Source organism: Hymenobacter gelipurpurascens, from assembly GCF_900187375.1.
Classification (GTDB): domain Bacteria; phylum Bacteroidota; class Bacteroidia; order Cytophagales; family Hymenobacteraceae; genus Hymenobacter; species Hymenobacter gelipurpurascens.
Window position 1 is genome coordinate 1187149 of sequence record NZ_FYEW01000002.1, and the last position, 22140, is coordinate 1209288.

Annotated in this window: 19 protein-coding genes; 9 read left to right on the forward strand and 10 right to left on the reverse strand. The window is 59.7% G+C overall.

What is annotated here, in order from left to right:
* The first annotated feature begins 40 nt into the window (after window positions 1–40).
* Both moaC and CFT68_RS16875 read left to right on the forward strand, forming a co-directional pair.
* Window positions 41–529, forward strand: a complete 489-nt coding sequence (moaC, locus tag CFT68_RS16870) for a cyclic pyranopterin monophosphate synthase MoaC (protein WP_088844691.1) — start codon at window positions 41–43, stop codon at window positions 527–529.
* Window positions 519–1700, forward strand: coding sequence for an NTP transferase domain-containing protein (locus CFT68_RS16875; RefSeq protein ID WP_088844692.1), 1182 nt, complete (start codon window positions 519–521; stop codon window positions 1698–1700). The genes moaC and CFT68_RS16875 overlap by 11 nt, the downstream gene beginning before the upstream one ends.
* Window positions 1701–1957: 257 nt before the next feature.
* On the opposite strand, the gene CFT68_RS16880 is transcribed toward CFT68_RS16875, so the two are convergent.
* On the reverse strand, window positions 1958–2374 hold the full coding sequence (locus CFT68_RS16880) for a molybdenum cofactor biosynthesis protein MoaE (protein WP_088844693.1): 417 nt from the start codon (window positions 2372–2374) through the stop codon (window positions 1958–1960).
* An 82-nt stretch (window positions 2375–2456) separates the two neighbouring features.
* Window positions 2457–2699, reverse strand: coding sequence for a molybdopterin converting factor subunit 1 (gene moaD / locus CFT68_RS16885; protein ID WP_088844694.1), 243 nt, complete (start codon window positions 2697–2699; stop codon window positions 2457–2459).
* 258 nt (window positions 2700–2957) lie between these two features.
* Between moaD and moaA the strand changes: the two genes are divergently transcribed.
* The 4 genes from moaA (at window position 2958) to CFT68_RS16905 (ending at window position 5705) form a co-directional block, all read left to right on the forward strand.
* The gene (moaA, locus tag CFT68_RS16890; RefSeq protein WP_088844695.1) at window positions 2958–3962 is read left to right on the forward strand and encodes a GTP 3',8-cyclase MoaA; all 1005 of its coding nucleotides are present in this window, start codon (window positions 2958–2960) and stop codon (window positions 3960–3962) included.
* A 75-nt stretch (window positions 3963–4037) separates the two neighbouring features.
* Entirely contained in the window at window positions 4038–4622 is a 585-nt protein-coding gene (locus CFT68_RS16895) for an RNA polymerase sigma factor (RefSeq protein WP_088844696.1), read from the forward strand.
* Window positions 4623–4625: 3 nt separating this feature from the next.
* Window positions 4626–4922 (forward strand): nitrogen fixation protein NifQ, encoded by a 297-nt coding sequence (locus CFT68_RS16900; RefSeq protein WP_088844697.1) that lies wholly within the window; start codon window positions 4626–4628, stop codon window positions 4920–4922.
* 87 nt (window positions 4923–5009) lie between these two features.
* Window positions 5010–5705, forward strand: a complete 696-nt coding sequence (locus CFT68_RS16905) for a ClpP family protease (RefSeq protein ID WP_088844698.1) — start codon at window positions 5010–5012, stop codon at window positions 5703–5705.
* A 26-nt stretch (window positions 5706–5731) separates the two neighbouring features.
* Here CFT68_RS16905 and CFT68_RS16910 read toward each other — a convergent pair whose 3' ends face one another.
* The 3 genes from CFT68_RS16910 to moeB form a co-directional block, all read right to left on the reverse strand.
* Window positions 5732–6061, reverse strand: coding sequence for a hypothetical protein (locus tag CFT68_RS16910; RefSeq protein ID WP_141106604.1), 330 nt, complete (start codon window positions 6059–6061; stop codon window positions 5732–5734).
* 5 nt (window positions 6062–6066) lie between these two features.
* Window positions 6067–7230: a putative sulfate/molybdate transporter gene (locus CFT68_RS16915; protein WP_088844700.1), complete on the reverse strand. Its 1164-nt coding sequence runs from the start codon at window positions 7228–7230 to the stop codon at window positions 6067–6069.
* A gap of 90 nt (window positions 7231–7320) precedes the next feature.
* Window positions 7321–8418 carry a molybdopterin-synthase adenylyltransferase MoeB gene (gene moeB / locus CFT68_RS16920; protein WP_088844701.1) on the reverse strand — a complete coding sequence of 366 codons (1098 nt, stop codon included), beginning with the start codon at window positions 8416–8418 and terminating at the stop codon, window positions 7321–7323.
* A gap of 157 nt (window positions 8419–8575) precedes the next feature.
* Here moeB and fdhD point away from each other — a divergent pair, with 157 nt between their 5' ends.
* From fdhD to CFT68_RS16935, 3 genes are all read left to right on the forward strand, one after another.
* Window positions 8576–9442, forward strand: coding sequence for a formate dehydrogenase accessory sulfurtransferase FdhD (fdhD, locus tag CFT68_RS16925; protein ID WP_245815422.1), 867 nt, complete (start codon window positions 8576–8578; stop codon window positions 9440–9442).
* An 80-nt stretch (window positions 9443–9522) separates the two neighbouring features.
* A complete protein-coding gene (locus CFT68_RS16930) occupies window positions 9523–9855 on the forward strand; it encodes a DUF7009 family protein (protein WP_088844702.1) in 333 nt (110 codons plus the stop codon).
* Window positions 9856–9900: 45 nt separating this feature from the next.
* A complete protein-coding gene (locus CFT68_RS16935; RefSeq protein WP_088844703.1) occupies window positions 9901–12459 on the forward strand; it encodes an FdhF/YdeP family oxidoreductase in 2559 nt (852 codons plus the stop codon).
* Window positions 12460–12544: 85 nt separating this feature from the next.
* On the opposite strand, the gene CFT68_RS16940 is transcribed toward CFT68_RS16935, so the two are convergent.
* The 5 genes from CFT68_RS16940 to CFT68_RS16960 form a co-directional block, all read right to left on the reverse strand.
* A complete protein-coding gene (locus CFT68_RS16940; protein WP_088844704.1) occupies window positions 12545–12967 on the reverse strand; it encodes a hypothetical protein in 423 nt (140 codons plus the stop codon).
* A 138-nt stretch (window positions 12968–13105) separates the two neighbouring features.
* Window positions 13106–13528, reverse strand: coding sequence for a BLUF domain-containing protein (locus tag CFT68_RS16945; protein ID WP_088844705.1), 423 nt, complete (start codon window positions 13526–13528; stop codon window positions 13106–13108).
* A 196-nt stretch (window positions 13529–13724) separates the two neighbouring features.
* Window positions 13725–13976: a hypothetical protein gene (locus tag CFT68_RS16950; RefSeq protein WP_088844706.1), complete on the reverse strand. Its 252-nt coding sequence runs from the start codon at window positions 13974–13976 to the stop codon at window positions 13725–13727.
* A gap of 183 nt (window positions 13977–14159) precedes the next feature.
* Complete coding sequence (tamL, locus tag CFT68_RS16955) at window positions 14160–16619, reverse strand: translocation and assembly module lipoprotein TamL (RefSeq protein WP_088844707.1); 2460 nt, start codon at window positions 16617–16619, stop codon at window positions 14160–14162.
* A gap of 72 nt (window positions 16620–16691) precedes the next feature.
* Window positions 16692–21905, reverse strand: a complete 5214-nt coding sequence (locus tag CFT68_RS16960) for a translocation/assembly module TamB domain-containing protein (RefSeq protein WP_141106605.1) — start codon at window positions 21903–21905, stop codon at window positions 16692–16694.
* Window positions 21906–22140: the final 235 nt, after the last annotated feature.

A 22140-nucleotide genomic window follows, 5' to 3' on the forward strand; every position in this document is an offset into this window, starting at 1 on the left:
GCACAACGACCAGCCGCAAAGATGCGTCTCTACAAGTATTATGTCTGACTCTCCCAAACTCACCCACCTCAACGCCGCCGGCCAGCCCGCCATGGTAGATGTGGGCGCCAAAACCCCGACCCGCCGTGTAGCCCGGGCCCGCAGCCGCGTGATTCTCGGCCCCGAAATCATGGCGCTGGTGCGCGAAGGCGACCTACCCACCCGCAAAGGCCCCGTGTTCCAGACCGCTATTCTGGCCGGCATCATGGGTGCCAAACGCACGTCGGAGCTGATTCCGCTGTGTCACCCGTTGGGCCTCGATGATTGCCAGGTGCGCATAGAAGTGGATGGACCGGATGCCGTTGTCATTGAATGCACGGCCACCGTAACGGGCAAAACCGGCGTAGAAATGGAAGCCCTGACCGGCGCTTCGGTGGCGGCGCTTACCATTTATGATATGTGCAAAGCGCTGTCGCACAACATCATCATTCAGGAAACGCGGCTAGTTGAGAAGACTGGCGGCAAGCAAGACTTTCATTATGCCGGATAACACTGCCTCCGCTAGGCCACATGCCAAGCACGCCAAAATAGCGCGGCCCGATGTGGGCGAGTTTGGTCGGCACGAGCTGGCTATTCTCGGGGCACCCTGCGGCAAAATCAAGGAGCTGGTGGCGCGCCTGCTTCCCCACCTTGCGCCGACCCTGCAAGTGGCCTACGTAGATGCCGACCACGCCGCCGGCGACGATGCGGCCCAAGGCGGCAGCGGCGGTCAGGATGCCATTCTGCAAGCCGGGGCTGCCGCCGAGCTGACCGATAAAATCACGTTTACGCGGCTGGATCTGAAGCGGGACTTTTCCTCCTTTGCCCAGCAGGAATGGCTGCAGCACCAAAGCCTGGTGCTGGTGAATGGCAACCACTTCCGGGCGCGGCAGCAAATCGTGATTCTGGATCCTACTAAGCCCGTAGAAAAGAAGCTGGAACGCCTTACAGATGTACGACTGCTGCTGCTCCCCGGAGGCATAACGGAAGTACCTGGCTATCTGCAGGCACATCTGGCCACGCAGCCACAAGTGCCCGTGCTGGCCCTCTCCGATACCGCCGCCATTGCCGAATTTGTGCGCAGCTGGTGGCAGCAGGCTCTACCGCCGTTGCGCGGCCTCGTGCTGGCGGGTGGCCTTAGCCAACGCATGGGCCAGGACAAGGGCCGACTGGCCTACCATGGCCAGGAGCAGCGCGCTCACGCTGCGGGCCTATTGAAAGGTATTTGTCAGGATGTGCTGGTTTCGTGTAGGCCAGAGCAGGCAACGGAGCTGGAAGTCGCTGGCCTTCAGCCCCTTCCCGATACGTTCGCAGGCCTGGGTCCGATGGGCGGCATCCTGTCCGCCTTCCAGCTTGACCCCAACGCGGCCTGGCTGGTAGTGGCCTGCGACCTGCCCTTCCTCACGGAGCAGACGCTAGGCCGCCTTCTGCAGAAACGCAATGCCGGCAAGATGGCCACGGCTTTTCAAAGCCCTGAAAATGAGTGGCCCGAGCCGCTTATCACCATCTGGGAGCCGCGCAGCTACGGCACGCTGCTGCGCTTCCTGAGTCTCGGCTACTCCTGCCCCCGTAAGGCGCTCATCAACTCCGATATTGAGCTGCTGCCCACGCCCAACCCGCAGGATTTGCGCAACGTGAATACGCCCGAAGAGGCAGAGCAGGCCAAGCGGGATTTGGGATAGATTTATAGAACGAGGCTCCCCTCCTGGGAAAGGAGGAATTGGGGGTGGTTGACTGGCCTAGAACAAAATCGCTGTCATGCTGAGCTTGTCGAAGCATCTCTACCGCTTCGTTGAAAAGCCCTAGGCCAATTAGTTAGCCAGAGGTAGAGATGCTTCGACTTCGCTCAGCATGACGGTCTTTTATTGATTTACAGAGTAAACAACGATTGGTCCCCCAACCCTTCCTTTCCTAGGAGGGGAGCCTTGTTCCTACAGGCCTACGGGTGGGCGGCCACCCACACGTCACCATCTTCGTAGAACTCTTTCTTCCAGATGGTTACAACCTGCTTTAGGGTATCAATGATATACTGGCAGGCGGCGAAGCTTTCGGCGCGGTGCGGGGTAGAAACGGCCACGATTACGGCCACATCACCAATGTACAGGGTGCCTTTGCGGTGAATAACGGTTACCTTTTCCAGCATAGGCCACTTTTCCTGGGCTTGCTCGGCCACTTTGCGCAGCTGGTGCAGCGCCATGCTGTCGTAGGCCTCATACTCCAGGCGCACCACGGGGCGGCCGGTGCTTTTGTTGCGGACGGTGCCGATGAAAGTATTTACGGCCCCGGCGCCATCGGACTGCACGGTTTGCAGGGCGGCGGCCACATCAATGGGCTGGTCGGTGAGTTCGATTATCATGCAGGAACGCCCGCAGCGGGCGGGCGTGGCTTATATTATTGCGGGAGAGAAAGGCGCAGCGTAGGAGGCTGCCAGCACTGGCCTAGCCGCCGCTTACGGGCGGAATCAGGGCAATTTCGTCGCGTTCATGCAGGGGTGCATCGTCGGGAGCGTACTCATTATTGACGGCCACCGCCAGGCTTGAGAGGCGGCTCAACCCCGGATACTCTTGGCGCAGCTGCCCCAGCAATTCCTGCACCGACTGCCCCTCGGGAGCCGTTAGGTCTAGGGTTGGCTGGCCTACGATTTCCCGGGCAATGCCAAACAGCGCTATTTTCAGATTCATTTTTCTTTGATTTGGTGGGTAGAAGCTGCTGGTTTGCGCAGATACGCCTGTTTTCGTTTCTGCCCGGCGGGTATTGTGTAAACTACAGCGGCCTGCCGGTTGTTACAGAACGCTATACCTGAAAATCGGAACATCTTCTGCCCCGCATATGCGTACAGGACCCAACTACGCAGATTCCGACTTTTAGAGCGACGATTACTGCACAAAAATCGTTCTTCTCTGGTACCTGCACCTCATCTGCGCAATCTTTCCGATTCTATGTCTGCTGCTCCGTCTGTTCTGTTTGATAACCATGGCCGTCCGCTGGAATACCTGCGGCTGGCCGTTACGGACCGCTGCAACCTGCGCTGCTTCTACTGTATGCCCGAAGAAGGCATCAAATACATGCCGAAGCAGGAGCTGCTGACCTACGAGGAAATGGAGCGTCTTGTAGCCATCATGGCGGGCCTGGGCGTGCGCAAAGTGCGCCTCACGGGTGGTGAGCCCTTCGTGCGCCGCGACCTGGTGCCCTTCATGAGCCGCTTGTCCGAAATACCGGGCATCGAGGAGCTGACCATGACCACCAACGGCGTGCTTACGGCGCCCCACGTGCCGGAGCTGGCCCGCATGGGCGTGAAGGCCGTGAACCTGAGCCTCGACACCATGGACCGGGCCCGGTTCACCAGCATCACACGCCGCGATGAGTTGCCCCGCGTCATGGAAACATTCTACGCCTTGCTGGCGGCGGGGATCCGGGTGAAAATCAATGCCGTGGTGATGGACGGCCAGAACACCCAAGACATTTTGCCCCTAGCCGAGCTAACCCGCGACTTGCCCGTGGACGTGCGCTTTATTGAGGAAATGCCCTTCAACGGAGGCAGCCATGCCGCTACGCTCCCCTGGAACCACGTTCGAATTCGGGAGCACCTGGAGCTGAACCTGGGTACGCTGGAACCAGTGGTGTCTCGCCCCGGCGACACGGCTTCGCATTACACCGTTGCCGGCCACCAGGGCCGGGTGGGCATTATTGCGGCCTACTCGCGCACCTTCTGTGGCACCTGCAACCGCATCCGCCTGACGGCGGAAGGCGGCCTCAAAACCTGCCTCTACGACCAAGGGGTACTCGATATTCGGGCACTGTTGCGCGGCGGCTCCTCCGATGCCGACATTGTAGCAGCCCTAACGTCAGCTTTCCGCAACCGCGCCGCCGATGGGTTCGAGGCCGAGCGCCAGCGCCCCCTGCACCAGCTCAGCTTCGAGTCGATGAGCACGATTGGAGGGTAGTCCTGCACTAAATTTCTTGTGGGGCGGGGTGATAGTTGCGGGAAAAGCTGATTAATACGCAGAATGGCACCTCCTATGACCTCTTCTGTTTCGCTTTTGCCCGCCCCGCTAGCTGCGGCCTCCCTGGCGGAGGAACTACGCGCCGACCGCACCGGCACGCTTACTCGCCTCTACCATCGCACGTTCCCAATGGTGCGCCGCCATGTGCTGGAGCGTGGCGGCACAACCCAGGATGCTAAAGATGTCTTTCAGGATGCGTTGATCGTGTTTTACGAAAAGACGGTAAGCGGCCAGCTCGTTCTCACCTGCTCAGCCAGCACCTACTTAGTAGGTGTGAGCCGCAATCTGTGGCAGCAGGAGCTCAGCCGCCGGAACCGTTTGCCTCTTTCGGAGCTGAATGAGGCGCATGCGCAGCTACCTGATGCAGCTGATACCCCGTCTGCCGCGCCCGCTCTGGCGGTGCTGGAATATGTGGCACAGCTCGGCGAAAAGTGCCAACGCCTTCTGCTCTCGTTCTACTATTTCCAGCAGCCGCTGGAGCAGATTGCGGCGGAGAATAACTACGGTACTGTTCGCTCGGCCACAGTACAGAAGTTCAAGTGCCTGGAGCGGCTGCGGAAAGCCGTGCGTCAAGCCGTTGCCTTTCCAGCTGCGTCCTAGGCCATGCGTCCGGAGCTCGAACACTTGCAACACCTGGAGTACCACCTGCTAGGCCACTCCAGCCCCACTGAAGCCGCGCAGTGGCAAGCCCGACTGCAGCTAGATCCGGCGCTGGCCGCCGAGGCAGAGCAGCAGCAGCACCTGTACCAAGGCCTTTTCTTGGCTGGTCGCCAGCAGCTTCGGCAGGAACTGAATGAGATTCATGTTCAGCTCTACCGCCCCCGGCGCACATGGCTGCGCAATGCCGTAGCGCGCCTGCATCAGGCCCTTCGGGTGCCTCGGCTGCCTGCCCGCCGCTAATACATCCCTTTCTGCATCACTGGCTTTAGGGGCTTCTTTTCGGAGCCCCTAGGCCTCTCCATGCCCTTTCACTTCTCCCTATTTGTTATGTTGTTGACTCCCGAATTCCGAAAATTCGCGGTGCAAGACCGCGGCCTGAACGGCCTCACCGTTGACCGCTACCTCCACCAGCTGGAGGGCACCGCCTACCCTAACGTGATGGGCATGACCCGCTCCGTGATTGAGGAGAGGCCTACGCGCTTCGCGGAAATCGATGTGTTTTCGCGCCTGATTATGGACCGCATCATCTTTCTGGGGCAGGCCGTCGATGACCAGATAGCCAACATCATCAATGCCCAACTGCTCTTTCTGGAATCGGTGGATAACCGCAAGGACATCCTGCTCTATATCAACTCGCCCGGCGGCTCGGTGTATGCGGGACTGGGCATGTACGACACCATGCAGTACGTGAACCCCGACGTGGCCACCATTTGCACTGGCCTAGCCGCGAGCATGGGCGCTTTTTTGCTGTGCGGCGGGGCATTAGGCAAACGCTCGGCGCTGCCTCACGCCCGCGTCATGATTCACCAGCCCAGCGGCGGGGTGCAGGGCCCATCGGCTGATATTGAAATTACGGCTCGTGAGGTGGTGAAGCTGCGTCAGGAGCTCTACGCCATTTATGCCGAGCGCACCGGCAAAACCCCGCAGCAAATCCACGACGACTCCGACCGCGACTACTGGCTCCGCGCCGATGAAGCCAAAGAGTACGGCCTTATTGATGAGGTGCTGGAACGAAAGCCCTAGGCCTATTGGCGAAGAAAGCAGGCCGCTCAGTTAGCGGAAAGCTCCGGTACCAGTTTGAGCGTGAGTGTGTGGCTGTCCTGCTCGGCATAGAGCATGTGCAGCTCCAGCACCAGATAGCGCGTGGTTACGGCCTGCACCAGTAAGTACAGCGAGGTTTCGTTGCCGGGATGCACTATTTTCTCGGCGTGGCGCGTCCAGCTGCCCAGGGGATTAATCTCGAAGTTGGGCTTGGTGCTATTCAGAAACCGAAAGTCGAAGAGCATGCTTTCCCCGATGCTGTAGTAGCCATGAAACGGCTGCGGGCCCGCCTCCACCTGCACCGTTTTCCACACCTGACAAAGTAAATTTTCTTCCATATAAATCACTTTCCTAGGCCTATCCAGCCGCGCTGCATGGCGTAGTACAGCGCCGTACCCACCACTAGGCCCACAAGGTAACCATACGGCAGCCCACTGCACAGCAACCCGACCAGCAAGGCCAGCAGCAGATCGGCGCGGGAGCCGCTGATGTCGCGCAGCAGGGTGGCCAGCGTGAGGGCCTCAAACAGCAGCAGCACGCCCAGCACCGGCAGCGGAAATATCTGTACAATCTGCTGAAAGCCCTGGCTGAAGAACAGGCCTAGCACCAAAAACAAGCCGCCATACAGCACCACCGAGCCTCCCGTGCGGCCCCCAAACGTATAGTGGCCTACCATGCCCCCTGAGCCGTGGCACACCGGGAAGCCGCCCAGGAAGGGGTTTATAAGGTTCATGAGCGAATATGTGAAGCTGATCTGCCGCACCGTGAGCGGACGTTCCGGGAAATAATCTTCCACTACCTGCTTGGTGGCCAGCACCGAGTTGCCGAGGGAAAGCGGAATCTGGGGCAAGGCCAGCAGCACGGCGCCCAGCAGCACATCGGACCAAGCGGGTACGTGCCAGCTGGGCAGGTGCAGGGCTACGGCACGCTGCGCGGTACCAAGATCGAGCTTGAACACGAGGCCGTAGGCCACTCCCAGCGCAAGCACGACCAAGGCAGCCGGCCAGCGCCGGTTGCCCAATAGCACGGCCGTAATCAGAAAACCTGCGGCGGCCAGCGCGTAGCCCGCTAGGCCATCGGCAGGCACGTACTGTTTAAGAGCCAGGGTAGCCAGCTGCAGGGCCAGGCCAAACTGAATGCCGCGCACCACGGTTTTGGGCACCAGCCGGGCCAGAGCATCAATCAGCCCGGTAACGGAAAGCACAAACATGCTGATGCCAATGGCCAGTCCGCCCCCGAAAATAACCCGACCCGGAATTTTCTGGGCAATAACCAGGGCAGCAAAGGCCTTCAGGGGCTGTACGGGCATAGGCATGCCGTACCACAGCCCCGAAAACATCTGCATCAGGCCAAACATGATGAGCACCCCGGCGCTATCTACCCCCGAAGCGGCAATAATGCCGATGAGCAGGGGCAGGTCGGTTCCCAAGTCCCCGAAGGCTCCCGCCAGCTCATTGCGGTCGAAGCGGATGCGGGGGCGTTTGGGCGTTGTAGCGGTAAGCGGCATTAGGAGGCGAAAGCGGATGGACTAGTAAAAGTAGGAGAAGCAAGCCGCCCGTTGGCAGACCTAGGCCACCCTACCGGAGGCTAGGCTCTGCTACGCATCTACGGCCTGCTCTTCCCAGGCCAGTATTCCTCCATCGAGGTTGAGTAGGTTGGAGAAGCCGAACTTGGTTTGAAGCTGCTCGATAGCGCGGGCACTGCGGGAGCCGGAACGGCAATACACCACCACCGGATGATGCCGGGGCACCGCCGCGACGCCCTTCTCCAGGCTGCTCAGCGGCAGCAAAGTAGCCCCGAAGATGTGGCCGGCGGCGTATTCATCGGGCTCCCGCACATCCAGCAGAAACGGCGGGTGCTCCGAGGCCAGCATCTCCTGCAGCTCCCGTACTGATACGGCATTCACGCCCGCGCCACAATAGTCGGCGTAGTCGGCGGGGTTAGCCGTATCCAGGTTGATAGGCGCATGGTCGGGGCGGCGGGCAAAGTTCAGGAACCGGGTCTGAAACGTGAGCACATCCAGCATCCAGAGCCTTCCCGAAAGCACCTGCCCAATGCCCAGCACCACCTTCAGGGCTTCGGTGGCCTGGGCCGTGCCTACTAGGCCGGGCAGCACGCCCAGCACGCCGGTTGCGTCGCAGTTAGGCGCTTCGTCGGCCGCCGGCGGCTGCGGAAACAGGCAGCGGTACGTGGGCCCGCCCCGGAAATTGAATACCGAAACCTGGCCCTCAAACTTGTAGATAGCCCCCGAAACCAAGGGCTTGCCAAGGCTTACGCAGGCATCATTGAGCAGGTAGCGGGTCGGGAAGTTATCGGAGCCATCTACCACCACATCGTAATTTTCTACCAAGGCCCGCACATTCCCGAGGGTGGCGCGGCACGTATGCACCTCTGTGTGTACCAGCGGGTTGATGCGCCGCACGGCCCGACTGGCGGCTTCGGCTTTCAACTGGCCCAGGTCGGCGGGGCCGTACAGGATTTGGCGCTGCAGGTTGCTGGCCTCCACCTTGTCGGCATCTACAATGCCCAGCGTGCCCACTCCGGCCGCCGCCAGATACTGCAGCACCGGGCAGCCCAGGCCTCCGGCACCCACCACCAACACGCGGGCATTTTTGAGACGCAGCTGGCCTTCCTCCCCTATTTCGGGCAGTTGCAGATGGCGACGATAGATCTGGCGTTCTTCGGAAGTGAGCATACTTAAAGATAGCAGGCGGAAAAGGTGTCGCGCAAACGACACATCGGCTGCCTTTGCTCAAACTTACTTCCGGCCTATAAGGTTAAAGAATCGGGAATAGGCCACTCCCTACCTAGTGGCCTACCCCCGATTCTTTCCGCCCTTTCCTGTCCCGCCTGTGTCTGCTCCTGTTTTCCTGCCTCCTACCAGCTACGATTACGTGACCGTGCACAAAGTGCAGGGCACCGAAATAACGGAAGCCTCCGATGTGCTGGCCGCCGAAGAGCCCCTGGAAATACGGGTGGGCTACGGCCCCGTAGGCCACCGAGAGCACCGCACGCTCTCCATCACCATGCGCACCCCGGGCCACGACTTTGAGCTGGCCGCCGGCTTCTTGCTGACGGAAGGCATTATCCGGAATCGGCAGGAGCTGCAGGGCGTCATCTATTGTCCCGATGTAGAGAAAGAAGAGGAGCGCGAAAACGTAGTGCGCGCCGAGCTGGCCCCCGGTGCGGCCCTAGACCTGCCGCGCCTGGAGCGCCACTTTTATACCAGCAGCAGCTGCGGCGTGTGCGGCAAAACCAGCATTGAGGCGGTGCATGCTTCTTCCTGCCCGGTGTTGCCCAACAACGGGCCGCACGTAGCTGCGGCCGTTATTCATCAGTTGCCGGAGCGGCAACGAGCGGCGCAGGCGCTGTTTGAGCAGACGGGTGGCCTACACGCCGCCGCCCTGTTCTCGCCGGAAGGTGAGCTGTTGTTGCTGCGCGAAGATGTAGGCCGGCACAATGCCCTCGACAAAGTGATTGGGGCGGCGCTGCTGCAGGAGCTGCTGCCGCTGCACAACTCGGTGCTGCTGGTAAGTGGGCGGGCATCGTTTGAGCTGGTGCAGAAGGCGGCCGTGGCGGGCATTCCGGTGCTGGCCGCCGTGGGGGCTCCTTCCTCGCTGGCGGTATCGGCGGCCCGCGACTTTGGCATGACGCTTTGCGGCTTCGTGCGGCAGGGACGCTACAACGTGTACTGCCACGAGTGGCGCATTTCTATGTAGCTACTTACATTTCCTGAAAAGTTCAGCCGAAAGGCTGCCATTTCCGTTCTACTTACGTAACTGCCTTTTGCTTTTGCTGCATGAAACTTCGTCTCGAAGACAACACCCTCCGCCTGCGCCTTTCCCCAGAAGAAGTTGCCGAATTTAGCCGACTAGGCCGGTTGCAAACGGTGGTTCCGCTAGGCCTCAACCCCCAGGACCGGCTGGTGTACACCCTAGAGCGCAATGAGGCCATCTTGGGCACCGCGCCCGTGGTGCGCTACGGCGCTGGGGCGCTGGCTGTACAGGTGCCGGCAGCCGTAGCCGACGAGTGGACTTCTACGGCTGAAGTAAGCCTGCGTGGCACCACCGATGTGGCTGATAACCAAGTATTACATATTTTGGTAGAGAAAGACCTCGGCTGCAAACACTAGCCCCCCGTTCTACCCAACTCCCACCGCTATTTTCACTACCCCGTCATGGAAGAGTCACCAAAGTCTGACCCCGGCAAAGCCGGCAAAACTGAACAGCAAGGCGCCGAAGCGAATGTCCCGAAAAGCGGTGAGAGGAGCGACCAAGGCAATGCCCCTGCCCCCGACCACTACCGCCCGGACCCCCAGCACGACCGCGACGAAAGCAACATAAAAGCCCCCGATGTGGCCAACGCAAAATATCAGCACCCCATTCTGGCGCAGCCGCCGGAGGCCCTCACTGGCCTAGAGCTAAGTGAGCCCGCCAAAATAGCCGCCGGCGTCACGGCTGTACTTAAATCAATGGAGTTCAGCTGGAAGGAAGGTGGCCTAGACCGAGGCACCCGCGGCCTGCTGAACATGAACCAGAAAGATGGCTTCGACTGCTCCAGCTGCGCCTGGCCCGACCCGGACGACCATCGCTCCGTAGCCGAGTTCTGCGAGAACGGCGCCAAGGCTACGGCTTCTGATGCCGACGACAAAGCCGCCGGCCCCGAGTTCTTCGCCAAGTATAGCCTGGCCCAGCTCTCCCAGATGACGGACCGCGACCAGAACAACGCCGGCCGCCTCACGCACCCGATGGTGAAGCGCCCCGGCGACAACCACTATTCTCCCATTGCCTGGCCCGAGGCGTTCAAGATTATTGCCGATGAGCTGAATGCGCTGGACTCGCCTAATGAGGCCCTGTTCTATACCTCCGGCAAAGTGCCGAACGAGCCGGCGTTCCTGTTCCAGCTTTTCGCCAAGCAGTTCGGTACCAACAACCTGCCCGACTGCTCCAACATGTGCCACGAGAGCAGCGGTGCCGCCCTCAGCCCTACGCTAGGCCTAGGCAAAGGCTCCGTGACGCTCAATGACATTTATGACGCGGAGGTTATCCTGATTATTGGGCAGAACCCTGGCACCAACCACCCGCGCATGCTCTCGGCGCTGCAGAAAGCCAAGCGCAACGGGGCCAAAATCATTGCCGTCAATCCGCTGCTGGAAGCTGGCCTGAACCACTTCAAGAACCCGCAGGATTTCATGAACCCGCTGCGGGCCCTGGGCGCCCTCATGGGCAACGGCACCCAAATCACGGACCTGTTCCTGCAGGTGCGTGTAGATGGCGACATGGCCCTGCTGCGCGGCATCATGAAGCACCTGTTTGAGGCCGAGGATGTGAATCCCGGCCAAGTAGTAGACCGCCCGTTCATTGAGAAGTACACCACGGGCTTCGAGTCGTTTGAGCAGAATATCCGCAATACATCCTGGCAGGATATTGAGGAGCTGAGCGGCATCTCGCGGGCCCAGCTGCTTGAGGCGGCCAATATGCTGGCTACCAAGCAGAAGATCATTACCTGCTGGGCCATGGGCGTTACGCAGCAGCGCCAGGGTGTGCAAACCATCCAGGAAATTGTGAACCTGCACTTGATGAAAGGCGCCATTGGCAAGCCCGGCGCAGGCACCTGCCCCGTACGCGGCCACTCCAACGTGCAAGGCGACCGGACCATGGGCGTGTGGGAGCAGCCTACCAAGGAGTTCCAGGATTCGCTGGGCAAGGAATTCAACTTCCAGCCGCCCTATGAACATGGCTACGATACGGTAGAAGCCATCAAGGCCATGTACAAAGGCAAAACCAAGGTCTACTTCGGGCTTGGTGGCAACCTGCTGGCCGCTGGCCCCGACACGGAGGTTATTGCCGAAGGCATGCGCAAGCAGAAGCTGACGGTATTTGTAGGCACCAAGCTCAACCGCGGCCATCTCACCACCGGCGAAACCAGCCTGCTGCTGCCCTGCTTCACGCACGCTGATGTGGACATGCAGAAGTCGGGACACCAGATGACCTCCTGTGAGAACTCCATGGGCGTGGTCAGCCAGAACAAAGGCGTGCTGGTGCCGCTGGAAGGCCAGATGATGAGCGAAGTAGCCATTCTGGCGGGCGTGGCCATTGCGACCCTCGGGGAGCGGACCAACATCGCCGACTGGGTAGCCATGACGGAGAACTACGACGTTATCCGGGACCATATTTCGCGGGTGATTCCGGGCTTCGAGAACTTCAATGAGAAGCTGCGCCGCCCCGGCGGGTTCTACCTGCCCAATGGCCCCCGCGAGCGGAAGTTCACGACCAAGAACGGCATGGCGAACTTCACGACGACCGAACTGAAGATGTACCAGCGCGAGCTGGAGCCAGACCAACTGGTGCTGATGACGGTGCGCTCCCACGACCAGTTCAACACCACCATCTACGATTACAATGACCGGTACCGGGGCATTCAGGGCGAGCGGCGTGTGCTGTTCATGAACGCCCAGGACATGGCCGAGCGGAGCATCAAAGCCAAGGACCTGATTGATATCACGAGCCACTTCAAGGGTGAGCAGCGCACCGTGGAGAAGTTCGTGGCCGTGCCTTATGATATTCCGAAGGGCAACGTGGCAGCTTACTTCCCGGAGGCCAACCCGTTGGTTCCTATTTCCAGTGTGGCCAAAACCAGTAATACGCCTACCTCCAAGTATGTGGTAGTGACGGTAGTGCCCGCCCACAAAACCGTGGGCGCACCCGTAGAAATCCGGATGACTGCCGAGGCTTAGTCCGTTTCTGCCAAATAACCGAAAGCCCGTTCAGCTGTAGCTGAACGGGCTTTTTGCTGTTGTATAGTGGCCTAGGCCACAGCGGCTAGGCCTTGTACTGCGCCAGCAGCCAGGCAACGGCCGCGGCTTCATCAGTAAAGTAGCGGTACGTGAGGTGCAAGTCGCGGGCCTGGGTACGCACGGTATCCATAGCCAGCCGCGCAAATACGTCGTGGGCCTGTAGAATAGCGCCGTATCGGTAGCCTCCATCCACAATGGCACTGGGGAGCCATTGCTCCAGCAGCCAGGTCTGCTCGGCGGGCTTGAAAGGCGCCATTCGCTGCTGGTCTATCAGCATTAGGCCGCGCCCCTGCCGGGCCAGCAGCTCTTTGGCGTGCTGCATGAGCGCCTGCCAGCTATTGCTATTGCGCGGCCCTGGGTGGTACTGCAACCGTATAAAGCCATGCACGTCTTCCTCTACGCGGCCTACTGCATTCTCAAGAAACAAGCGGTTGACGGGAGAATTCATCGACAGGAATTACCTCAGCAATAGAAAGCCTCCGCGCCGTGCATGCGGCCAGATAAGCAAAACTACAGCTAAAGATACTGGCCAATCATTGCGGAACAACCGCTGGCCTAGCACCACTTTTCAGGCGGAGAAAGTGGCCTACACCGCCCCGCGCAGCATGTGCTCCTGCATCACTCTCAGCAGCAGCATATCAGCTCCGCTCAGGCCTTGTTCGGGCAGCACAATATGTTCAGGCAATACAAACCCGGGCCGGGAGGCAAAATCCTGCGGCTGAATGGGCCGGAAGGCCATGTCCCACTCAGGGAAGGTCCGTTCCGCTACTTCTTTATCGGCCAGTTTGGCCGTATCCGTATGGCGCGGGTCCTGCTCAATGTACTCGTAGAGCGTTCTTACATTGTTTACCGGCCCTTCAATGAGCTGCATAAACCGGCCCTCATGGTACAGTAGTAGGCCCGTAACCGCAAATCTGGCGTTGTTGGCGCGGGCCCGCTCCAGCAGTTCCTGTAGCTCCTCATCCGTCAGCAGATGGGTGGCGGTACTCATATAAATCAGCTGGTGCATAGGATAGGAAACGGACTACAGAAATAGAGTACAGAGTAGACTGCCAGTGTGTTAGCCAAGCATACCGCTACCGCATAAGCACACTTACTCGCTGATACCAGGATACGCAAAGGGCCGCGCACCAGATATTGGCAGCGCGGCCCTTCTTGTACCTTAGTGGCGGGCAGCTAAAGGTGCCTAGGCCAGTACGGGGGTGTTAGAGTTTGTCTTGCTCGGGCTTTTGCACGCTGTCGTCTTTGTGCGTGTCGCCGTTGATGTAGTCTTCGTCGCCTTTAGCGGCGCTATGCAGATGATAGGTCTCGTCGCCCATCGTGATGCCGGCTTCGGGGTCGGTTTGCTGCTGGCTGCCGCGCTGGCCGCTTACGGAAGTATCGCCGGCGCCGCGCTGGTTGCTGGTGGTTTGCTGGCTGTCGTCTTGAGGAACGGGGTTCTGAGGTTCTTGGGCCATGATACGGTGGGTAAGCTACCCGAAAGGCAGCGGTGCGGAAAGGGAACAGCGGTAAGCTGTATATAGCTTACCAAACGCGCTAGCAATGTGGCCTAGGCCTGTTTGCGGGGCGGCGTGCTATATTCTATACGCGCCAAAGCGGCCTCGGTTATACCGTCTAGGCCACTCTCTCTGCACCGCCGCTTAGAAAGGATAGCCGATGGCAATGTTGAGGCGGCCCGTAGTGGGCTGCACCCGGTAGGTATTGTTCAGGCTAGGCCGAATCACTTCCTTATTGCTGTAGGGCAACCGCAGCGGATACGCGTAATCCAGTCGAATCACGAAGAACTGCACATCTACCCTGATGCCGGCGCCGGCGCCTACGGCCAGTTCTTTCAGGAAGGAGTTGAAGGCAAACTGACCGTTTTTGCCATCGGGGTTGCCTTCAGTGTCGGCGGTCTGACGGCTGTCGTCGCCATTCACCAGCCAGATATTGCCGGCATCCACGAACAAGGCGCCCTTCACGTAGGGGAACAGATCCTGGCGGTATTCGGCGTTGGCCTCAAAGCGCAAGTCGCCTACTTGGTCGTAGAAGTAGCTGCCTTCCCGGGAGATGGGGGTGCGGTATGTTCCCGGCCCTATGCCCCGCGCCGGGAAGGCCCGCACACTGTTGGGGCCACCAATACCGTACTGCTTTAGGTAGGGCAGCACCGAGGAGTTTTTATAAGGCACGCCCGCCCCAATCAGGACGCGGGTAGCAATTTTGTTGCCGCTGGTGGGGTTGGCGCTGGTGCGGAAGTAGTTGCGGAATTCCAGATCTACCTTGGTGTACTGGGCAAACTCCTGGCCGGCCAGTGCGTAGGCCTGGTCGCCGGTGGGCAGCTCGGTTTTCTTTTGCCCGGTGAGCGAGCTGTACAGGTAGGCCAGGTTACCGGCCAACTCAATGCCCCCGCTGAAGTACACCTGGTTGCGGCGCTGCTCCAGGGCCTGCTGGTTGTAGGTATAGCGGTAGGAGCTGGCCAGAATAAACTGCTGCCGGAAGGAGTTGGCCAGGAACGGCCGTTGCTCCAGGAGAGAATCAAAAGCCGCCGACGTATTGCCGAGCTTCAGGTACTGAATATCAATGGGCCGCAGTGTCTGCTCGTTCGTGAGCTTGGTTTTCCAGGTGTAGCCGTAGTTCAGGTTGAACAGGTCCTGCTGAAAGGCGTCGCGGCGCTCTACCCGCTTGATACCGCCCCCAATAAAGGTGCGCGGCTGGAAATCGGAGTTGGTCAGGCGCACATCCAGAAACGGCAACGGCGGTGTAATCAGTCTCGGAATCTGCAGCTGCGCATCCACACCCAGCTCGTAGCTGGTGAGGCCGATGGTGTTGGAGTTGCTGCGGGTCTGGTTCTCAAAGGAGCCCGTTACGTTCACCACCAGCTGCTCGGCGCCGCGCAGTGCGGAGCGGTTGCGGAACTGCACCTGGAAGCCGGGGCCGACAAAGCCGTTTTCCTTGCTAACCAGCAGTACCTCGGCCCGCAGGCTTTTCTTGGCGACCTGGGTCATGCGTACATAGGAGTTCAGGAAGCCGTAGCCCGCCGAGTCCGCTTTGGCGCGGGCCGGCCGGAACCCAATGTCCACGAACCGGAATACGCCCAAGCTCATCAGGCGGCTCAGGGTCTGATCCTGGCGACGGCGGCGGTACACGCTGTCGGGGTAGAGGAAGGTGGCGTTGGTGATGGATTTAGCCGTGAACACATCCTCGCTGGGGAAATACTGATAGCCCTTGTAGCGGATAGGCCGGTCGTTGAGCGTGGTATCGTTGAGACTATAATCAGTGTTGAGCCGGATGCGGTTCATCACATAGGGCTTGGCAGCCCGCTGCGGCGTCTTTTCCTTCACCTTCAGGTACACATTCACCTGGTTATCCAGCGTGCTGTCTACCTGAAACAGAATATAGTCGGGGGCGAAATAGTAGTAGCCATTGTTCTTGAGGGCCGCATCAATGCGCGTACGCTCGTTGGTGAAGGTTTGCAGGTTGTACGCATCGCCCACCTTCAGCAACGAAGCAGGCTGCGTAGCCCGAATAGCACTGGGAAGCAGGGAGTCGCCTTCCGGAAAATGGATTTCCTTGATGGTGTAGGGCTTGTTCACCGTGGCCGTGTAATCGACGCTGGCGGCATTGCCCTTGATCTGGATTTTGCTGTGTACTGTAGGCTTGAAGTAGCCGTTGTTGTAGAGCCGGTTCACCATCAGGCCCTTCACCTTCTGGGTATCTACCTGACTGAGCAGCACGGGCTTCTCGCCATATTTATTAGCCAACCAGTGGCCTAGGCCCTTGGTCTTGCCCTCGCCGAGGTGCCAGAAATACAGCTTGGGGCGCTGGCCCAGAATGGAGGCGTTGGGCTTGGGCGTAATCACGCTTTCCAGCTCCGTCGTGATTTCAGCCTTACGCGGAATGGGGTTGTCAGACTTCACCTTCACGGTGCTGCCGGTATAGAGCTTGCTGCCTTCCGGAATGTACTTAAGGCCGGAGCAGGCCGCCAGCACCGATAGGCCTAGCAGCGCCGCTCCCTGGCGCACCCTGTTCCCCAGCCCCCTCCGGCTCGGGAGAGGAGGAACCAGACGATCTAACTCGGCGGCTTCCGTATGGTGTGGAGAGAAGGGCTGATGCTGTGACATGAACTACTGTTTCGGGAAAGTAATGAGGGCAGCCGGTAGGCTGACTGGCCTAGAAAGCAACTGATGAGTGGCCTAGCGGGGTATTGCCTTGGTCCGAGACGAATCGGTGCGGGTGAGGCGGCGGGTAGAGTCGGAACGAACGGCGGGCGTCTGGGCAGCGGCCGTAGAGTCGCGGCTTGCGCGGCGGTCCTGCTTTTTGCGCCGGCGCTCCAGCTTCATGTCCTCCTTCACGTTGTCGTCGATGCCCTTGAACAAGTCGGCCAAGTTCTGGTAGTCGCGCTGGAAGACCAGAGAGGCACCGTTGCGCACAAACTGCCCATCAATATCACTGTAGGAGTTATTACGGAAGGCCCGCAGGCGGATGCGTCCGTTGGCCAGCACGTTGTATTCCACGCTCACATCACCAGCAAAGGCACTGATGCCGCCCGCGTTCTGGCCAGTGCTGCCCTGGTTGCCGCCGCCCAGTGGCACATCGGTACCGAGGCGCACGGTGAGGCGGTTGTTGAGCAGCTGCCGGCGCACGGCCACGTTCAGGTCGGTGCGGGTTTTCTCCTGGCCGCTGCTGAAGTCGCCGTAGGAGTTCACGCCTAGCTCTACGCCCAGGTTGGAGAGGTAGCTGCCCGTGAGGTTGTTGAGTTGCTGGGTAAGCACCTGACTGGCGGAACCGCGCAGCTGCTCGGCCACCACGTTACCGCCGCTGCTCTGGAAAGGGTCATCGGCCAGGAAGCGGCCCAGCACCAGCAGCGAGAACACCTGCTTGTTCAGGTCGCTTTCGCGCGAGGGCTGCCGGAGCTCGGCCAGGCGGTTCTCAATGGGGCCGCGCAAGTCCGTCCGCGAATCTTCCGGCAGACGAACATCAAACCCGATTACCGGCTTCATCAGTTCGCCCGTTACTTTCAGGTCTACCACAAAGGGCACCGGGTTGCGGGCCAGGGCACTCTGGGTTTCATCGGCCACACCCTGCGCCGATATCAGCTCGGCGGGGGCGGCGCGCACCCTATACAGGGCCGTCACGTTGGTTTGGGCATTGTACGGGTCGCCGCTCCAGGTGATGGAGCTGCCCGGCGCAATATCAAACTCGCGGGAAGCCAAGTCATATAATGACATCTGGTACTTGCCATCGGCTACATCAAGGCGGCCGGTGAGGGTAATATTGCCAGTCCGGTCGATGGCGGTGTTCAACGTGCCATTGGCGCGCACCAGCAGGTTATCGCCGGAGGCTTCATCTACTACAATCGTAAACGGCGTTTTATCCGTCACGGTCACCACGGCCTGAATGTCGTAGCCGGCGGCGGTTTCGGCGGTATCAAGCGGCACCTTGCGGGCCAGCAGGCTGTCGAGCGGAGCGCTCTTATCGATGAACTCCACAATACCATCACGCTCTACCTTCACCGGATCATCAGTCGGGATGCCCACAAAGAGGTGGGAGCCCTCGGCCACCCGCGCCCGGGTCCGGACGATGGGCAGGTTCAGGTTGCCAGTGATGCGCGAATCGGAATCAACCAGCAGCTTGCCCCAGAACAGCGGGTTGTCGCGCTGGGCGTTTTGCACCGCCAAGAAGTTCTCGGTAGTGGCCTCCAGATCGAAGCGGAAATCCGTGACATAGTCGCGGGTACGGATGGCGCCGTTGATGACCGCCTGGTTGCCCAGGGAGTCTTTCACCACGAAGTTGTTGAAGCCAATGCCCTGATCGGTGAAGGCAATAGGCTGCGAAACCAGGAAGTAAGGAGCTCCAAGCTGCGTGAGCGTGAAGGTGGCGTCGGGCGTGGTCGTAAGCGTGCCGGCAATATCGGGCTGGCTCACGGTGCCCGTCACGTTCAGCTGGCCTGCTACGCCACCGCCCATCTGCTGCAACTGGCCTAGCGAGAAAGGCTCGATAATTTTCAGATCAAGCTGGTTAACGTTCACGGCAAACTGAATGGGGCTGGGCGGCGTGGCGAGGTAGTAGCCCACGGCCTGCACATCCATGCCCTCCTTGTTGGTGAGGCGGGCATCTACGTTGTAGCGGTCGGGCGTGGGGTTAGTGGCCTGCAGCGCCACATCCCCGATGGGCGTTTTGTTGTAGGCGAAGCCAGTCAGGTTCATATTGGCCGTAAACGCCTGCTTCGGCTGGCCTAGGCTAAACGCTACTGCCTGTCCATTTACCGTACCAGCCACCAAAGAGTCGGTCATGCCGGCGGCTTTGGCTAGGCCATTGATATCGAGGCGTGTGAGGTTGACTTGCAGCGGATACTGCGCGCCGGCGAGGGTTTGCAGCGCCACTACCTGGTCGCCCTGGCTCAAGCGCACATTTTCGGCCCGAATGGCGCCGGTGGCGGTGGTGTAGCGCACCTCGTTGTTGGGCGCTACCGTCCACTGCTGGTTGCTTAGTACCAGTTTGGGGTCGAAGCTGAAGCCGTAGGCCTGTCCTTGGTTGAAGACCTGCAGGGCGCCGGCCAGGTCCAGCATCGTAGAGCTGTCGTTTTCGGCAATGCGCAGGTGGGTGCCTACTTTGTTGTTGGCAATGCTGCCCTTTATACTAGGGTTAGGCAAGCGCAGGCTTGTATCCTGAGACACCTGACGGAGGCCTAGGCCATAGTCCAGCTTCTGCGGATCGGAACTTACATTGAAACGCAAGGAGTCCATGGTATAGCCCATGTACACAATGCGCGGAATGCGGGTATTCAGGCGCAGGTCAGCAGCCCGACTATCGAAGCTTCCGGTCAGGTTGAAGGGCGAGAGGAACTTCAGATCAGGCACCAGCTGCTGCACAATGCGCGTGTTCTTCAGATTGGCCTCGAAGGTGAACTGCTGATTGGCATTGCTAGCCCTATACTGCACGCCCGGCAAATCGAAATACCGGTCTATGTGCTCCTGCAGAGCCGTGGCAATGTCGCCGAGGCGCGTGTTGCCGCGCAAGGTCACATCGGCTACGTTCGAGGCAAAGTCTACCTCGGTGCGGCCAGTGCGCTGCAGAATGCGCCCACTAAGGGAGTCAAGTGCAAACGGCTGATTGTTATTGACAATGACGATGCGACGGCCACTAAATGTACCGTTCAGTGAGTTCAGGTCGGAGCCGCTGAGGTTGGCGTTCAGGTCGCCTTGCACGCGCAGGTCGCCGCCGGTATAGAAGCCCAGAGCCGTAAGGTTGGCACCACGCAGATTCAGGCGGTCTATAGAGTAAGTAGGATTGGCCGTATTGCGCAAGTCCACCGTCGCCAGCAAGTCGAGGTTGAGGTTGGGGTCTTCTTTGCTGCTGGCATCAATCACGTAGCGGTTGCGGTCGATGTCCACATTGGCCACAATGCCGCGGTAGGTGTAGCCCTGGTAAGTAGCCCGTTGCACCCGCGCCGTGAGCTTGCCGCGCATTTGGTTGGGGTCGAGGCCACGAGCATTGAGCGTGCCGGAAGCCGTAACGGCGCCAATAGTGGGGTCGTTGAGAATCTTGCCGACGTTGAAGTTCTGGGTGCTGAAGGTGGCACGCACCGGCTCCTGGCCTACAGGGCCAGCGCCCATATCTACCTTCGCCGCCACATTGCCAAATGAAGTAGTCGCCCGCAGATCGGTATCAAACACCATAGCCGTAGGCCTACCCTTGAAGGTGCCAGCCACCGTTATGCGGGGCGGCAGCGTGTAGCCTGCCGGAATAGTGCCCTTGGGTACCAGGCTGCGGATATCAGCATCGGTAGTCGTAAACTGCTGAATGTTCAGGTCAGTATACAGGCGGCGGTCCGTTTCTGGGAGGCCCTGAATGCGGCCGCTGGCTTTTATGATAGTATTGCGGAATCCCACTAGCTCCAGGTTCTGCACTCGCAGGTCGCCTACGCGGCCATTCACGCGGCCACTGACCAGAATAGACTGGTTGGGCCCGGTATTGAAGGGCGCGGTGCTGGCCAGATCAGGAGCCAAGTATAGAATGTCGCGGAAGCCGAGGCGCACGTCGCGCAGGTCGCCTTCAATGCCCAGGTTCGGGAGGTCATCGGCAATGGCATCCAGGGACTTGTAGCGCATGGCCAGCGTCCGCCGGATGCGGGTGTGCGGCGTCACTAGGTCCAGGTTATCTAGGCGGGTTTCTACCGAGTCGAACTCCACATCGGCCTGGGCGCGCGTAACGGCAAAGCCGCTCTGCTCCTGCCCGGCCAGCTGGTTGATGCGGCCCGTGGTACTGTTTTCGGAGTAGAAGAGGTTCTCGGTATTCAGCGCCAGGTTCGTGAACTTGAGGTGGTTGTAGTCCATGCCGCGCACCCGGGTTTTCTGGCGGGGCTGGTTAAAGTTATCGAAGGCTACATCTACGCCCTCAATATCCGACTGCTTGAGCGTCACCACCCAGCTGGCCTCCTTACCCGTGGCGTTTTCTACTGATTTGTTCAGGTCGCGCACGGCTTCCGCGGGGTTCACCACGCGTTTCTCTACCGGCACATTTTCGTTCTGAGCATAAGCAAAGCTGGTGTTGCGCAGCTTCAGCGTATTCAGGTTTACGCGGCTGTTTACCAGATCAATACGGTCGGCCGTGATATCGGCTTCGCCAATGCGGGTGCTGATAAACTGCGCCGACGGGTCGTTTTTATAGGTGAGGCTCACGTTGTCCAGCTGCGCCCGATTCAGGCCAAATTCCAGCTTAAGCGCGGCCGTATCAGCGGGCGTATCCGGCGGCACTTTCGTCTGCACAATCCCGATGCTGGTGTTTTTCAGCGCGGCCTGATCTATGCGGTACGTGGAGGCATCCACGTTCACTTCGTCCATGTTCACGGCCAGCTCACCCAGCTTGGTGCGCACATTCATGCCGTCCACCTGGTCGTTGTAGGTCAGGAAGATATTGGTCAGGCGCAGGTCGCCGATATTGTACTGGAAGCCCGCACCAGTGGTATCGGCGGGCGTGGTGGTAGCCGTGTCGCCGGTAGCGAAGGCATTGACGATGAAGTCGTAGTTGCTGACGCTGTCGGGCTCGGTGCGCTTGATAGCCAGGCGACCATCGTTCAGCTCCAGGCTCTTCACATTAATCTGCGACTTGGTCAGGGCCCAGATGTCCAGGTCTAGCCCGAGGTGGCCTACGGAGATGAGCGTATCGCCTTTCTGGTCTTCCAGATACACGCCATCCAGGTTGATAGCGTGCTTGAAGTCGGTGCGAAATTTGGCGATTCTCACCTCGGTTTGCAGCTTTCCCCGTAGGTACTTCTCCGCCTGCCGGGCCACGAAATCCTGGCCCGAGGGGAATTGCAGATATAGCACGACCCCGCCAACTAAGACAAGGAGGAGCACCACGAGGCCCAACAGGGCATACAGAATACGGCGGACGGTAGGTGACAAAGTGCTGATAGTGCGGCGAAATGAAGGTGTTCCGGCTTTACCCAACGGAAAACCCCGGTACTAGGTTGGCAAAGGCCGTTTTCTGCCCGTGGTTCAACGGGCTAAAAGCAGGTACTGGCCTAGCGCGGGACCCATTCCACTGATACCCCATTACCCAATGTTGGGGCTACGTGCGCATGTTGATGATTTTGACCGTAGGCCACTTTCTCCCTGCCCGCGTATCCTGTTATCTTTC